This window comes from Rhodohalobacter sp. (assembly GCF_041686455.1).
GTDB lineage: Bacteria > Bacteroidota > Rhodothermia > Balneolales > Balneolaceae > Rhodohalobacter.
In genome coordinates this window covers 1-16,255 of sequence record NZ_JAWLDW010000055.1, presented here as the reverse complement: position 1 = coordinate 16,255, position 16,255 = coordinate 1, and the positions used below count along the sequence as shown (strand labels likewise).

The 16,255-nt window shown below is 40.3% G+C and carries 11 protein-coding genes and 1 pseudogene; 3 read left to right on the top strand and 9 right to left on the bottom strand.

All coding sequences use genetic code 11. The annotated features are described in order from the left end of the window. Positions 1-516: 516 nt before the first annotated feature. Positions 517-4,848, bottom strand: coding sequence for a PQQ-binding-like beta-propeller repeat protein (locus ACESM0_RS07985; RefSeq protein WP_372905352.1), 4,332 nt, complete (start codon positions 4,846-4,848; stop codon positions 517-519). Positions 4,849-5,331: 483 nt separating this feature from the next. Here ACESM0_RS07985 and ACESM0_RS07980 point away from each other — a divergent pair, with 483 nt between their 5' ends. Continuing rightward, positions 5,332-5,703, top strand: coding sequence for a DoxX family protein (locus ACESM0_RS07980; RefSeq protein WP_372905350.1), 372 nt, complete (start codon positions 5,332-5,334; stop codon positions 5,701-5,703). On the opposite strand, the gene ACESM0_RS07975 is transcribed toward ACESM0_RS07980, so the two are convergent. Then, positions 5,695-6,060 (bottom strand): DoxX family protein, encoded by a 366-nt coding sequence (locus ACESM0_RS07975; protein ID WP_372905348.1) that lies wholly within the window; start codon positions 6,058-6,060, stop codon positions 5,695-5,697. The genes ACESM0_RS07980 and ACESM0_RS07975 overlap by 9 nt on opposite strands. 645 nt (positions 6,061-6,705) lie before the next feature. On the opposite strand from ACESM0_RS07975, the gene ACESM0_RS07970 reads away from it, so the two are divergent. Next, the gene (locus ACESM0_RS07970; RefSeq protein ID WP_372905346.1) at positions 6,706-7,584 is read left to right on the top strand and encodes a CorA family divalent cation transporter; all 879 of its coding nucleotides are present in this window, start codon (positions 6,706-6,708) and stop codon (positions 7,582-7,584) included. Between the two features lie 850 nt (positions 7,585-8,434). Here the strand turns inward: ACESM0_RS07970 and ACESM0_RS07965 are convergent. The 3 genes from ACESM0_RS07965 to ACESM0_RS07955 form a co-directional block, all read right to left on the bottom strand. Beyond that, on the bottom strand, positions 8,435-8,653 hold the full coding sequence (locus ACESM0_RS07965; RefSeq protein ID WP_372905344.1) for a hypothetical protein: 219 nt from the start codon (positions 8,651-8,653) through the stop codon (positions 8,435-8,437). 61 nt (positions 8,654-8,714) lie between these two features. Next, a complete protein-coding gene (locus ACESM0_RS07960) occupies positions 8,715-10,034 on the bottom strand; it encodes a tetratricopeptide repeat protein (RefSeq protein WP_372905342.1) in 1,320 nt (439 codons plus the stop codon). A gap of 370 nt (positions 10,035-10,404) precedes the next feature. Further along, positions 10,405-10,998, bottom strand: a complete 594-nt coding sequence (locus ACESM0_RS07955) for a phosphotransferase (RefSeq protein ID WP_372905340.1) — start codon at positions 10,996-10,998, stop codon at positions 10,405-10,407. Between the two features lie 222 nt (positions 10,999-11,220). Between ACESM0_RS07955 and ACESM0_RS07950 the strand changes: the two genes are divergently transcribed. Then, positions 11,221-11,778: a hypothetical protein gene (locus ACESM0_RS07950; protein WP_372905338.1), complete on the top strand. Its 558-nt coding sequence runs from the start codon at positions 11,221-11,223 to the stop codon at positions 11,776-11,778. Positions 11,779-12,263: 485 nt separating this feature from the next. Here the strand turns inward: ACESM0_RS07950 and ACESM0_RS07945 are convergent, their stop codons facing one another. The 4 genes and pseudogenes from ACESM0_RS07945 to ACESM0_RS07930 form a co-directional block, all read right to left on the bottom strand. Continuing rightward, the gene (locus tag ACESM0_RS07945; protein ID WP_372905336.1) at positions 12,264-12,578 is read right to left on the bottom strand and encodes a hypothetical protein; all 315 of its coding nucleotides are present in this window, start codon (positions 12,576-12,578) and stop codon (positions 12,264-12,266) included. Between the two features lie 252 nt (positions 12,579-12,830). Then, positions 12,831-14,777, bottom strand: a complete 1,947-nt coding sequence (locus ACESM0_RS07940) for a DUF2779 domain-containing protein (protein ID WP_372905334.1) — start codon at positions 14,775-14,777, stop codon at positions 12,831-12,833. A 14-nt stretch (positions 14,778-14,791) separates the two neighbouring features. Next, the gene (locus ACESM0_RS07935; protein ID WP_372905333.1) at positions 14,792-15,592 is read right to left on the bottom strand and encodes a hypothetical protein; all 801 of its coding nucleotides are present in this window, start codon (positions 15,590-15,592) and stop codon (positions 14,792-14,794) included. Between the two features lie 169 nt (positions 15,593-15,761). Beyond that, positions 15,762-16,255 (bottom strand): annotated as a pseudogene (locus tag ACESM0_RS07930) (hypothetical protein); the annotation flags it as partial.

The following is a 16,255-nucleotide window of genomic DNA, read 5'->3' as shown; positions in this document are numbered from 1 at the left end:
TTTAAAGAGGCTTCAGGCTTAACAGCTTGAAGCATTTTTTAGTCAATAAAGATTTCAGATTTCTCCAGCAACGGAGATTGAGTGTACTGCCATTTAAAACAGACAAGGTGATGTCGATCACTTCGCTTTAAAGCTAACAGGTGATTATCCCCGTGAACAATCGTAATGGCTATAAAGACCCAAAGCAGTACGCTGAGGCTGTGAATGGACAGCAGGGCTGAGGAGAGACAAGAGAAGGGTTTGCGCCTTTCTCTTTAGCCTGCATTATTCACAAATTACAGTTGATTTGATTTATCACTTTGTTCTTCAGCAAGTTACATCAAACAACGATTAATATTTTATTGGATCTACAGGAATTCTTGTGGGTGCGTTTCTTTAATCGTCATGCCGCACTTTGATGCGGCATCTCCATAATCTATTATAACCCGGTCTTTTAAAAGGTATGCAGATCCCGGCTCAAAGGCCGGGATGACTTTCGCAGAGCTTATTACCCACAAGAATTACTGTAGATCCCCTTTATTTAATAAGCATCATTTGTTGTGTTTTGGTGAAATCTCCGGCCTCAAGTCGGTAGATATATACTCCGCTTGAGAGGTTCATGGCATTGAATGTTACCTCATAGTTTCCCGGGTTCTGATTTCCATCAACAAGCGTTGTTACCCTCTGACCTAACGTATTATATACGGTAAGGCGTACATGAGTTTGCGTGGGAATAGAATACTTTATTTGAGTGGTTGGATTAAATGGATTGGGATAATTCTGTACCAAAGTTGCTTTATTTGGTATTTGATTTTCTTCTTCTTTTACGCCCGTCACATTCAGGCTCTTTCCTTGCGATGATATTGCGGTATAACCGAGAGCCGGGCCATCATTATTTGCTGAGGGATTCATAAAACCTGTAGCGAGAAGACCAATTTGCTTACCGCTACGCTCGGTTAAATCGACAGTAAAGGTTTGCTCTTTCGAGCTAGTATCTTTTAGATCTATATCCTTTGGTGTCATGGTAATCTTATATCTTCCTTCCGGTATGGTTTTGGTTTCTGAAAAGTCTCCATACTGAAGTGTTCCCAGAGAGTATTTTTGCTCTCCTTCGAGGCGAAATTCCATAGCCGGAGCATCTGTACTAAAGTGGCCGGTATAGATATTAACACCTTCCTCACCAGATTTTCTTTCATGTTTCTTGGTAAAAGCTTTCAGCGCGGTTGATCGTCCGTCTGGATTTTCAGCAAATCTTTCAGGCTCAGTCACGCCTCCAAGTACAAGGGTGTAAGGTGCGCCGGATGTAAGTTTAGTGCTAACTGTCCCCAACAATCCTTCGGTCGTTCGGCCATTTGCAATAGCATCGAGGTCTCCTTTACCTGCCAAACCAATAATGAGTTCCTGGCCACCTATTACATTATAATACGGTGAGGTGCCGGTAAATTCATCCCTTTCATTTGTACATTTAGGCAAATAAACAGGACCTGAAGGGCAGGGGTTGTCAGGATTGATTGGCCCGTCCACTCCAAGTGGTCCTCCTTGTTCGGCAAGCCAGACAATGATATGGGCATCCTCTAAAAGGTCCTGAATGAGGTCATAGGTGACAATAGTGAATTGTATTTCCAATCCATTTTGCTCTTCATCGCTACCTTCTCCACCAAGAGCAACAAGCTGCTCGCCTTGCCCAAGATATAATCCTTCCGCCCCAAGTGAGATTGAAGTCATCGCCTCGTCAACAGTAATAGTTTCCCAGCGGGGAACCGAGAGAGATGAAGGAATGTCAAAAGCATAAACGCGATCCTGATCAGCCCCGATGTATAGAACTTCTTCTCCACTCGGATTGGCGCTTATTGCTGGTGAAGCCGTAACCGGACCGTTGGTTTCATAGCTGCCAATTTCCTGACCGGATGGATCTATCGCATATATAAATTGATCATCAGAACCGAAATATACATTTCCAAGGGTATCAATAGCAGCTGATGAACGAATCGCTCCGCTGGTAGAAAATTGCCATTCCTCCTGACCGGTTGACATATCTACAGCGTAAAAATTACCATCGTCTGAGCCAACATAAACTAAGCCATTAACACCTTGGTCTGGATCTAATGTTGGTGCGGAACGTACTTTATCACCGGTTTCGAAAGACCACTTTTTATTCCCCTCTGAGTCAATGGCATAAATTGATCCGTCATCAGACCCCACATAAACAGTTCCATCAGTTCCCACAGCAGGTGAGGAGCGTACTTTATCTCCGGTATCAAATGACCAATTTTCTACAAGACCGATAGCTTTTATTGAGTAAAGATGGCCATCGTCAGATCCAAGATATATAGTTTCACCCTGATAGGCAGATGGAGCAGCATGAATAGGTCCATCAGTTGAAAAGAATGCCCGCAGGTCGCCCCCTTCTTCAAGCTGATACAGGCGTCCTGAACTATGGGTAACAGTTGGTACATAAACCAAATCACCGGAACCTGCGGCCGGAGGTGCGGAAAGTTCAACTCCTTTACCCAGATGCCGTTGCCAGCGGATACCGCCGTCGCTATCAAGTGCATAGATAGCACCATCTTTTGTTCCAGTATAAATTGTTCCCCCATATCCTATAACAGGAGCTGTAGCCGTATCGCTTAAAGTACTTGACCATTGCTCTTCTTCTGCCATTGTATGAACATTTACTCGACCGCTATTGCCAGCATCCGCGCCAAAAAGCGGCCACTTCGATTCGGCTACCGCACTGGGAATTGCCGTATAATCATCTTCTATATCACCTTCAATTTCTTCGTAAGTACGTGTGGAGGGTTGAAAGATGTACCCAATTCGTACCGGGCGTACCGTACCCGACCAGCCATATTGTACCACGGCCCTATAACTCCCATCTGAGGCAATAGTATAAGGTGGCAACTCATAGGGAATTCCCTGCATTTCAACACCCGGAACAGTTAGTCCTGTCCCTTGTTCCTCAACGGTTCCTTCAATTGCATAATGTTTAAAGCTAACTTCATAATCTTCATTTTCAAGATCGGTGATGAGATTACTGTACTCTCGTTCAGATGGCTCAAAAGTATGTTCATTTCCTTTTTGAGGCGTTATGGTTCCTTCCCAGTTTTCGAGCACATCAAAATTATATCTGCCATACTGATCTGTTATTACAGGATCAGATCCGGGCGCCCCCACCAGTTCAATATCTGCCGGATCAATGCCCTCATGCACGGCAAAATGCCCCGATATGTTATGGTAAATACCGGCATCGAAATCCTGCTGTTGGTCAGACATAACATCATCCAGCCACTTTGTGGGGGTTGGATCAAACTCATAGTCACCTTTTTCGGGTTTAAGGCCTACTGAGCGCCCTTTGCGTACAATAACATCATAAAATCCATTTTCGTCGGTAACCGGACCATAGGCACCATCGATCTCCACATCACTTAATCCATTACCAGTCATTAAATCGGTGATGATACCATATACAACGGGTGCCGGATCATTAAAACCTGCTACCGTTGACACCGTATTATTAAGTGCTCGAACATTATCCGCGGCTTCACTACCGGAAGCTATACCCATGGCATCTCCACCCCGGGTTTCGTCGGGATCTGACCATCGATTGATTCTGGTGCAAGTCGTTTCATCTGAAGACTCATCTTCACATTCACTGTCATATCCCATTATCGTTCGCCAGCCGATGGTACCAGATGTTCCTCCGGTTATATTGACATGGCCGTGGTTGTAATCAAAAGGACTGCCATCGGTATCATCAACATAGCGGTCGTGGCGAGCTCCCAACAGGTGACCTATTTCGTGAGCAAATGAGAAATTTGATCCAAGGCAATAGCCTTCTTTCACTACAAAATAGGCATCGTTGCTAAAACTCGAAGATACATCCCCCATAACTTCATAAACCATGCCACAATATTTTACATCTGTCATGACCAAGCCTACTATATCTGCACCATATTCATTCTTTAAATCATTGAGGAAATGACCACTACTATTGGTTACGCTTCTTAAAGTATTTACATAATCACTAATGTCAGGATCTGATCCTTCATAAACAACTTCGTGTGTGCCTACACTTCGGACACGGGCATTTACGTTGCTATTTTCAAAAGAGGTATTCGTATTGCTAAAGGCATTCCGAATTTTGAGTTTCATGTCGGTAACCCCTCCGGCCTGAATGCGGGCGTCATCGGTGTACACCATTAACACATCGATTATATTATCATCGTCGATAGACGTCGCACTACTTTCCTTTTTCCTCTGAAAATAATCCTCAGGTGAGCGCATTGTATGGCTGGTTCCAAAAAAGGAAGTATCACTGTCCGTCGGTTTTAATGATCCGGATTCCTCATCTTCAATCGGTTTTTCCCAGTCGGCTGGATGATCATCAAGCACAGACAAATCGAGTTCAAGAATTTCATATTGATCTCCCTTTAATCTATTAATGCTAAAAGAGCGGCCATCTGCCTGTAGGGTTGTAAAGATCACTTTTTTATGAGTATCGATTTCTAAAACCATACTTCCCGTCCGCTCAAGAAACTCTCCATGCCATGAGTATTCGGATGCCGATATGCGTTCTAAGTTAGTCCCACTGATCCAAACAGTTAGGTCTTCAAAAAGATCAAGAGTAAGTTCAAATTCCTTTGGATTTTCAAGAATAGTTTCTACTACCGAAAAATTGAGAGAAACAACCTGCCGGCGAATAATCTCTTCATCCCTGGGTTCTTCGACTTCTTCAACAGGATCAAATAGTGATTGCTTTTGTGCCATCACATCCGGAATTCCTGCTACTAAAAAACCGATTAAAATAATAGAGAATCCTACAGCAGATGACCATTTAGCTGTTAGAATATTGTAGATTGATTGAAACATAAACTCTTTTTTTTGTGATTAATCTAATTGCTCTCTCTATACTCTGCGCGTGAAGTAGACTTGATGTAAAGATTAATATGGTGGGAAATAGAAATGTTTTCATGTATATATTTTATAAAGTTAACTGATATTAAAAGAAGTATTCATGCACAGTTGTTTTATCCAGATTTCTCATCAGTTAGATGATCAGAAATAAATATTTTTATCGTTTATTAATCTGGTCTTTTATCGGTGAAAGGCTCCAATTAATTAAGCGCTCGATTAGATATCCGTATCACTGTGTATTTTTCCTCAATCTTAACTGTTTAATCAAATAGAATTAGGGTTTAAGAATACAAGAATCATCATTCATCTATAGCTTCAGCTCACCCCCTCAACCCCCATCAAATATAGTCTTAGTAATAAGCCCGTTTTTTGTTTTTATTGATAGCAGGCAAGCGACCATCGCTTAATAACGGAGTTTAGAACTTAGATGAGGAAATTATGGATTATCTAATTATCACACTGAAAGTAATTGTGGGGCTCAGCATTCTAAATGTCTGGCTGCTGAGATCGGGTAAGGAGACGCAGTGGAGGGGTGGAAATGCGGATAATCTGCAAGAGGAGTTTAAAGCCTATGGCCTCCCGGTTTGGTTTATGTGGACTATTGGCGGGCTAAAGATCACCTTTGCCCTGGGCCTTCTCGCGTCTATTTTCCTTACAGGATATCCGGCGCTGGAAACCTATTCAGCCCTTGGCATCGCTACTCTGATGCTTGGAGCTGTAGGCATGCATTTCAAGGTACGAGATCCGATAAAAAAGGCTTTGCCGGCTTTTACATTCCTGGTTCTGTCGGTTGCGATCGGTCTATTGTAGATTGCTGAGTACCAGCAGCAAATATTCATAGGCCAGGTAGCCGTTTAATACCATAAAGAAAAACGACGGCAGCGTTTGATTCAGGGAGTCCCTGACCTTCACACGCGTACCGAACGCGACGGTCATCATCAGGCACAAACCTGAGGCTGAAAGAAAGCCCAGCGGGCTGTAGTAAATTCCGGCAAGAAGGCCGACTGCGCCCGCAAGCTGGAAGATGCCCGTTACCATCCGCAGACGATCACCCATCCCATATCGATAAAATTCTTTCTTCATGAAGGGAGAACGCAGGCACTGTATGCCGTAGATAAGAAAAAACCCTGCAATGACGACAGAGAGAAAAAGCAGAGAGTCGGACAATGAGTTCCCGGTTAAAAAGGAGCGATGATATAATTGAGCTTCAAAACATTGCCCGTATAAGCTTTCGTTCGTTCACCACACAACACCTTTACAGAGGTTCCTTCAAACGCCATCTTTTTGTTGATAGCCACAAATAAGTACAGCCAATAAAAAAAGTGTATGTTCTCGACCAATTTCCTCGCCCTGTACCGGTAACCTGAGTACCATTCTAAAAAAAAAGCTCCCCTCCTTCGCTGTCTTATAGTGAGACATGGGTAACACTTTCATGAAAGTGTTACCCATGTCTCCGAACAACTGTTACCTATGTATCAAAACAAAACACTTCACAAGGAGGGGTTGGGGGTAGTTATACCATTTAGATCAGGATTGAAATAGAAATTTTTAACTGTTTAATACTTCGGGTAAGTCCCCTCCACGGAAATCTTCAGATTGATATCAAATATGGAATGAGAATTTCATTGAATGCTTCTGAAAATACTCTTTGTCTAATAAAAAAAGAGGACAGAACCAGGACTGGAAAAAGCCCTATAGCGCGTAAGTTCCTGGCTGCTTTTGGTTTTGAGACTCTTCTTTCGTTAGTTTCAATTTCCAATATTTAAAAAACTCTATCAGCTACTGAACTCGTAACGAAACTATTTTCGGCGAATGAATAAAACAAGAAAAGACTATGGGCCTTTTCAATGGATAGATATAGAAAATCCATCAGAAGAAAGTCTCTCAAACCTCGAATTGCCGTTAAGCCTGGACATAAATCTTCTTGAAGATTCTCTAAAATCGGGGCATTTACCGAAAATAGAGAAAACCTCAGAATATGCCTTTATGATTCTCAGGGCGTATACGGCATCAGAAGATGAAAAAGCCATCGAAATAGGACAAATCAGTAATAAAATTGCCTTTTTTGTAAGTGATCAAGCCGTAATCACTATACACCGGGCTCCTTTTTCTTTTTTGAACGATTTGCCCGACAATTTCGGCTCTTCGGATGAACTGGTGCTGCATATTATCAAGGATTTACTGCTCACGTTTGAAAACCCCATCAAAACGCAATCTGAGAAAATGGATGCTTTAGAACAAAGTATTTTTCTTAAAGGCGGATCCAATCTTTCTATTGAAAAGCTCTATTATGAAAAGTCTAAGGCAAGATTGTCCAAAAAGTTATTAGTAATAATGCAGTCTGTTTTCAATCAGTTTAAGGTTGAGGCTTCATTAAAAACCAATCTACAGGATGTTAAGGACACCGTTGTAGATTTGACATTACGGACAGAAGAGGTTGTAGATGATGCGAACTCCTTACTTAATTCATATATGACTTTCCAGGCCCAAAAAAGCAATGATGTAATGAAGCTACTAACCATATTTTCTGCATTTTTCTTGCCTCTGACGTTTATCGCGGGCGTTTACGGAATGAATTTTAAAAACATGCCCGAGCTTGAATGGGAATATGGTTACTTCCTGTCGCTATTGTTGATGCTTGTTATTGCTGTCGTAATTTTTATTTGGTTCAGAAGAAAAAAAATCATTTAGCGTGAGTTTGATGCTAATTTTGTCAGATTTCACCTGGCAGTCCAAAAAATGGTGTTCGTTAATTTTATCTGGGCCAAAAGAAAGCCCAATACCTTTTAAGGGTATCGGGCTTCATTGTATCGTGGGGCGGACTTTGGCACACATCCCCACGGGAGAACCGCCGTTCCCGATGCTTCGGGACGGATAGGAATCCGAATAGCTAACCGCTATGAAATTCTCAATAGCTGTAACGCCTTGAAATAGAAAAGCCCAACATACACAAGCCGATCCCCATGAAGCCGGATCGGTCGGCAAAAGTTCTAATATAAATATAAGCGCAACGGAACAAGAAACATTTTTGTGGCCGTAGAACCGATGGCTGGCAAGCGGGTTATAGAAGTGACCAGCACGAGGTAAAAGTCTGATTTTGCAAATTTTGTGTGTGGCAGATTTAGTACAAAAGGAATATCCCAAAGCAAGCAAAATTCGACTTGTACTGGATAATTTAAACACCCATTTCCCAACATCCTTTTACGAGACGTTTTCTAAACCAGAAGCGGATCAGATATTGGAAAGAATCGAGTTTTGTTATATCCCAAAAACACGCAAGCTGGCTTAACATGGCTGAAATTGGAATAAATGTAATGGGAAAAAGTGTTTACCCGACAGAATTGGAAGCGAGGAGTGTCTCAAGCAACAGCTCCAGCCAGGGCCAACCCAAAGAAATGCGGAGAGAAAAAAAACATAGGACCTTTACCAAACAAGATGCAGACAAGAGACTATCCAAACACTATGTTGCATAATTAATTTGTTGAGATACTAGATACAAATGAAGGTCAAAAATGAAAGGATAAGTTGAGCCTTTAAAAAACTATAACTCGTCCAAAAAATCTTCTAACTCTTCGATCTCTTTTTCAACCCTATCCATTTTATCAGTTACTTCTTTAGGTACACCTTTATTTTGGGCTCTTTCAATAAATCTATCCTGACTTTTCATTTGGTGATCTCTGATGACTTCTTCTGAACTTTTATTTTTGTTCTTGAACAAAAACCCAGCAATAACACCAAAAAGAAATGGTTTTTTTGACATCTTAATAAAAGGGTAAAAATTAAATATATAAGTTTTTATAGAGTAAAAATAGAGTCTAGAATCATCGGATTTTCTCAATTTCTAATTTAGCAGCTTTAAAACCAGGATCTATTTCCACAGCTTTATTTAGAGCTTCCAAAGCTGATTCAGTCTCACCTTTGTGCTTATATGCAACACCAAGCTTATAAAACGAAAACTTATTAGACTTTTTAAGTTTAATGCTTAATTTTAAATCTTCGATTGCAAAGCTACTAGATCCCTTTTCTAAATAACTATTTCCTCTCCAGTAATGATACGCAGCTTTTTTATTTAACTTTAAAGCTTTGCTGTAACTCTTCACGGCTTTATCATACTGCTTTGACTTAAACTCACACCAACCTTTCACAGGCCAAATGCCATCATCTTTCTGCATGTTTTCATTAAGGTCTAGTGCCTTACCGAGATTTTTAGCAGATTTTTCGAATTCTTTAAGTTCTTTATTAACCAGCCCCAATCGATAAAAACTATAAGCTTTGGTATCATCAATAGAGTTACATTTTTCAAAGTCAGATTTGGCGTTCTCTAACTTGCCCTTTTTTATATATAAATCTCCCCTTCGCATAAATGCATCTGCATTTTCCGGGTTTAATTCTACTGTCTTTGAATAAGCTTCAAGCGCCTCATCCGTTTGCCCTTTGTGAGCTTTGAGTAGCCCAAGCATGTAAAAAGCCGGTGACTGACTATCGTCTAATTGAGTTGCTTTTTCATAGGCTTCAATGGAACTGTCAATATTATTTTTCTTTCTGTGTGTCCAGCCAAGTCTTGAATACAACTCGGCAGACTCAAAGCGATGACTTATGGCTTGTTCAAAATGGAAAATAGTTTCATCCCATTGCTCTTTTTCATAGCCAATGCAACCTAGCAAGAAGTAAGCCTTACCTAAGCTATCTTCAGATTCTTCCCACCTTATGTATTCTTGGACCTCCATTTCAGCATCATCTAGATCATCCTCTCTCTCAATCTGACTACTCAAATGGTCTAAATCTTGCCCCCAGTATTTCCAATTGATATAAAAATTACTATCTGCTTTTATACTATATAAACCAGTAAATATATAATCTGAATCGTCTATTACGCCTTCGGTGTATATCTTGTAAATAGCGTTATCAAAATCTTTATCATTATCGACTTCTATTCCCAATAATGAAGACAATATTTTTTTCGCCTTCTGCTGATCTGCACTTCCTTCCAACGTTAGAAATTTTAATGTCCCGTCTAAATTCCAGGGATAAGGCTCAAGCATATCATCGGATGTCCATTCATGAAATAGCTTTCTCGATAATAGTTCTTCAAGCTCATTTCTTGTTATTTCTAGATCAAAGGATCCTTCATCCCATTCCATAATACATTCTAACAATACTCCCTGGTACTCAATAACTAATTCTTCGTATACACCGTTACCTCAAGTTATAGTTAGTGTATTGGATCCCTTGTCTGGAAATTCAGAGGCATCTAATTTTGCAAGCTGGTACTCAATTAATTTTTCTGACTTCATAATAAATTTTAATGATGATTCTTGAGATCGACTATTATGCAACTCTTATCGACAGTGTGCCAGCTACCTTAATGGTTTACTTATGCCCACATTGCAATAAATGCCTAGACCGGTTCTCTACAGCTATTAATAGAAATACTTAGTCTATATATAAAGATGGTGTTAAATGGGATTTTCAATTTTATGAAGTTGAGGACGACGAAGACCTTTTCTACTACTAATCCATTTTCGGGTTAAAACTGTTATAATTTCCAATAATCTCTAAAATATTTTGACAGTTTAGATCTTTCAATTGCTTTTCAAAGTCAAGGGTTAATGCAGGTTCATCTGAACCATGGAAAAGTGATACAACTTTATAAAAACCAACTTTATCAGTGAGGCTTGTCAATTTGTTTTCCTTACGATCTAGCTCAGACCAAGTAAATTTTGAGGACATACGAGCTCTGATATTGTATCTTTGTTGAATATAACAGGGCTCAAAGTCAATTATATAGCATCGGCCATGACTAATTATCAAATTTCTCGGATGTAAATCTCCATGAACTAACCCAGCCTTATGCATCAAATCTAAGTCTTTAGCCAGTCTTTGATAACTGCTGAACGTGGCTGAATTATCTTTCTCGATATAATGCTGACGAATGACTAACTCATTACTATTTTCAAATATAAAATCGATTTGAGGAATTGATTCTATGCTGTTAGAACATGATCGCATCAGAATGCATCGTTGCTCAATTTGATCTTGTTGGCAGTATAAATCAGCTAACTGATATCTTTTAATAAACCATCTGTCATTTCTAAATCGTTGCACCTTTACCTTTCCGTATAAATTTTAAGAGATATATCTTTCATTTAGCACCTTAATGATCTGTTTATTTTACCTTTGAAATTATATAGCAGAATGTTATAATCTTAAAGTAATAAACCATCTTGGGACACACCCCGCGTGGTATCAATCTGATTTCAACCTAACTCTTTCCAACCCAGAGGGGCGGGGAATTGAACCACTTGTGATTAAAATACCGACAGTCATATGACTAATGTAAACGATTTATCCTTTGAAATAAGTTTAGAAGTAATATCCCCTTTTTTTATTAAAGAAAATGCTTCTTTAGATATACAAACCATTAAACAAAAAATCCAAAAGCTTGGAGAACAAGAGAAATTCGATGAAGTACAAGCAAAAGAAACATTAAAAAAACTTGTTTCTCTACAGGAAAAGTTTCGAGAGGATCTATCATTTTTGAATAGCGGCCCTTTTTTATTTATTGAAAGTGGAATCATCAAATTTGACAGTGAAGTCTTTTTAGATTGGGAGGAGGATAACGATATTCTTAGCTTCATTAAGTGCAGTGCCGAAATGCCTGACTCCAATGTTGATTGGTACGATTCAGAGGATTGGGAAGAGAATGAAACGATATCTGAGTTCACCAATCAGTTTGTAAAGCTTCTAGGGCCAACTGGCAAACTACACATCTTTTGGCAGGCGTATAATGAGGATGGTTGGGACAGTTACAGTGTTACACATACCTATGATCCCAATTCCGCCTCCCCTTCAACTGAAGTGTTTATTGATCATTACGAGGAATAATTCGAGGTCTTTTTGAAAACAGCTCAAACTACCGAGTATCAATGTTCCTGCTTTAACCACTCCCAGTGCTGATGGATCATCACCATCGCTAGAGTGTCTAACTCGCAATATTCATCTACGTACTTTTATAGCCCTTTAAATTTTGGTAGTAAAGCTTGGCCGGACAATCAAGGAAATGAATATAGAAATCCCACAAAAAATTAGGTCAAGTTTAGTAAGTGAATTGCTGGCGACTAATTATAACTGGAGCATAGGCAAAAACTGCCCATTTTGTGCAGTAAGAAAGTCGTGAAATTCATCTTATTGACAAGCTTTAGCAGTTTTTCACTTTGATCGAATTCTGGGCATGAAAATCTTATACACATTCATGCCGTTATATTATGGCTTGTTTCTCTATTGCACAGCTCAAGATCGATTGGTTATCAGATGTTGTTTTGATTGGTACCTTCTTTGATAAACATCGCCATTGATGATAGCTGCATCATCTAATCTGATACATCTTTAATTGTAACATTTCGGCCCGGCTCATGATCATCCCACATTAAAACCGTCTCACTATGACCTCCCTTTTCGCCAATCGTATAAACCTGTACATGCCCCAGTGATTCACACTTTACCTCAATTGATATATTTAAAACAAAGTCAGAATCAAAAATAATATCTATCTCATCGATTTTAATAGCCTCTCCCGGTTGGACATTTTTGTAGAACTTTGACTCAGAATTCACACTCATTACCTTATCATCAGCCGTTGCAAACCCACCGGTCTCAGCATTGACCTCATCTATTACTTCGTTCATTTCATTTATCAAATAAAGGGCGTCGGTAAAGTTTTGTATGCTCTTCCTGGCTACCCATAATAATGGTTTCCGAGACTCTGGCTCTCCAATGCTGACTGGCTTATCTCCTCCGGGGAATCTGCTCTTTCGCTGATGTTTCGGAATCCAGTTAAAATTGTGTTCTGATAATCTTTCATTTTCCATGATCAAAAATATTTTAGTTGTGAAAACTCTTGATCGATTCGTTTGAATTGGGAAATACAATGATACGTGTTAACTCTTTAACCACTCCCAGTGCTGATGAATCATCACCATCGCGAGAGTGTCTAACTCGCAATATTCATAGAGAGATTGCAGAATGGCATCGCGTTGAGTTTTATCCAGATCGTCAAATTGCAGCCGACTCCAGGCCATCATCGCTGCGCCACCTTCGGAGATCGAGTCCTCTCCAATAGCTTTATCGCTCTCATCATAATCCGGAATACCATACCCAACTTCATTAAGTAGTTTGTAGGGGTTTATCGCTTGTCCTGTTTCAGGATCCGGTTTATAAAAGACTTTATTTTTTAAATATAAACCGCTGTATGGCTGGCTGTAGATTTCTTGTAATCTCGGACTTTCGCTTAACACGGCCGGGAGTACTTTTTTGATACTAATGGAATTTTTCATGACCGGGGAGTAATAGTATTTCTTGATCATTTGATATTGATCGACCATCTCCCGCTCGCCTCCTTTCACCAGGCTGTCAATAAAGGTGATCAGTTCTTCCGCATCCTCTGGCTCTCGTTCTCGGATCAAATCCTTCATTTTGTTGAGGACCGTATTCTCGAAGTTGTGATACCGAAAAACGGTACCTTCATCTCCCTCCAGGCACTCTTTCAGCTTTCGAACAAACATAATAGATGGGAGCTTGCCCGGTGTCTCCTCGATCCAGTCGGCCCGGTGTTCTACCCGGCCATCTTCATACATGGTATGGCAACTAAACTGAAAGGGCACATAGTCATAGGGGTACAAGCCCTTATGAAAAGGAATGGCTGCCAGTACCGCCTCAAAGTCGATGAAATGCAAGGGGTATGTCCAGCTCTCCATCTCGTGAAATAAACCTGGAGCCAGCGCCTCTTTCGCATCATGATGGCCGGTCTGCTTCATGATCTGGATGGTCTTACGTTGGTCATTATCCCATTCCGGCTGCACGTATAAAAGCTCTGGATTGGCTGGTAGCATTCCCGGAATAAGCTCCTCCATGAAATACACCTCCTTGTCGAGGTATTTCTTCTGCATCCCTCGTTCATTCCAAACATCAAAAATATGTGGTCTTGAAAAATCTTTTTCCCTCCACTGCAAGGTTTCACCCCAGCATTCCTGAAATCCACTTTTTTGGTCAGATGATAAAGTATCCGGATCTATACGGTATTCACAGTTCTTACACTTTTCACCAATATTTGCAGGATACTTTTCCTTTATTTTGAGCAATTCAGATAACCCTTCTACCCAATCTGAAAATCCTTGCGCTTCCAGTTCGCTTTTGGGTTCTCTGCCCTTACCCTCTACAATCAGCTGCACTTCCTCTGCAACATGTACCGGGGTCATTATCTGCTCGCCCAGATCTTTGGACTGGGTGCCGTCTTTGAGCTCAATATTAAAACGACGTTTATTTTTGACGACTCTAAAATGCTGATGAAGCCCATCAATAGTGGCCTCCTGAGACTTATCAATAAGCATCAGGTAGGGCTCGATACGGTAATCAGGAAAAGCCTGCTTCATCACCCAGTACTGAAAGGCGACATCATAGAGGTACTTCTGCCACTTCTTTTTTATTCCACCACCACGTTGTGAATAAAAATCATCATCTGGCGACCAGGACTTCGATTTCACCTCAATCAGGTTCATTCTATTTCCTGTTTTTTCCAGCACATCCACCCGGATAAAGCAATGCTCATGCTGTATAGCCGCTTCATAAATAACGGCATTCTCTTTTCCCAGCTCCTCGTTGGTTTCACGAATTGGATCCTCATAGCCCGAGCTTGTAATATCGCGACCTCCCGGATAATAAAGTTTGGCCAGTTCACCAACCTGAATACCTCCTTTAGCCAGTGACTGCAAAAAGTCATTGTCATCCATCGTGCTTGGATAGCCTTTTGTATTTTGATAGTAGAGCTTCGTGGGGCAATCCAGGCAATGAGTGAATCTGGATTTAGTTAAATATTTTGATTTACTCATGTCTCACCCTTCTTTTATTTAGATGGATTGTATTTGTTGCAGCTATCATTAATACACCCCGATTTAACTGGGAAAATTGGAGTATGTGAAATATCCCCATTACTATAAATAACATCAGATCCCATCGGAATTTGAGCAGGAGAGCCACAAACATCACATTTTCTATTGCCACATACCTGACAAAACCAGGGGTGTTCTCCCTTTAAAAATGCTTTCTTCGCAGACTCAATCCTTTGTTGTGTCCAAAAAGCTTCTTCTCCCCAACACTCCATCACCAAATTCTCATTTGGAAACAGGAATTCTGTCCACCGCTCCTTACCTTTTTTTATGGATTCCGTGTTCTTGTGTACCAATCTAAGCCCTCTTGAGTCCTGAGCAACAATACGCTTGCCACCAATTTTACTGATTGCTTGCTTGCAAGAAATACAGGACAGCGAGGGTGGACGCTTTAATGTAATATCACTCAGGACCTCTACCCTGGCCTCCTCTAAACACATCTGAAACGTAATATCCGACGTTGCAACTCCACTATCTGATAGGGGAGGCACTCCCATGCTCTTTCTTTTTTTATTGATCTTATCAATATACTCTTGACTCATCGGATTGATACCACGTGCTCTATCATTTGCATCTGCAAAACTATCCCCCATCATGTCATATTCTTCTGGGAATTTTTCTACATGAATGGCACGAGCCCGGTTTCTAATTTTTTCGCTTATTTCGTCTTTTAAATCTTGAGTAATGATCTCTCCTTTAGTTAGCCCCTTTCGAGCGTCATCATACTTTTTCTTTTCTTCTTTTTTATATCTATTCATCACTATTTCCAAAAAAATGAGTCTAAGCTAAGTATTGCAGTAAACCTATTACCATTCGATAGCGGGATATAATTTATATTCTTAAGGGTCTTGCGCCTGAGGAATACTCCAACAATCAAATTCGAATCAATTTATTTAGCATTTACCAATGTTCTGTCTTTGAACTGAACTACTTTTCAGCATCTGAAATATATTTAATGTGCATCATATTATTTTCAAGTAAGCTGCCTTCCCTATTATACCGGTAAGCAACCAGCCGGTCTTTCTTACCTATACTATAATCCAGGCAGCAGACATATTCACTTTGTAACTCAATAGATCCACTAAGCCAGTAATGTCCAAAGAACACCGGTTTCTGGTCTGCATAATGCCATTCATTGTCAAACATTTCATGAGCCATCACTCCAACATATTCACCCAGATCGGCTCCAAACCCATAGTCTTGTACCGGAGTTTGTTCAGGATTTTTCCACCATTTTATTCTCATTTCATGGCGTGGGTGACCGTCCTTATCTAAGAAAGATTTACCATCCGGTAAGAGGAGCTCTACCCCCTTCAGTATATTTTCTGTGATTGAATACAGTTCATGATCTTCATCTCCGGCATTCAATATAAAATCTGGATCAGCATTAAATTTATGCTCGAGGCCCTTTAATGATTTTA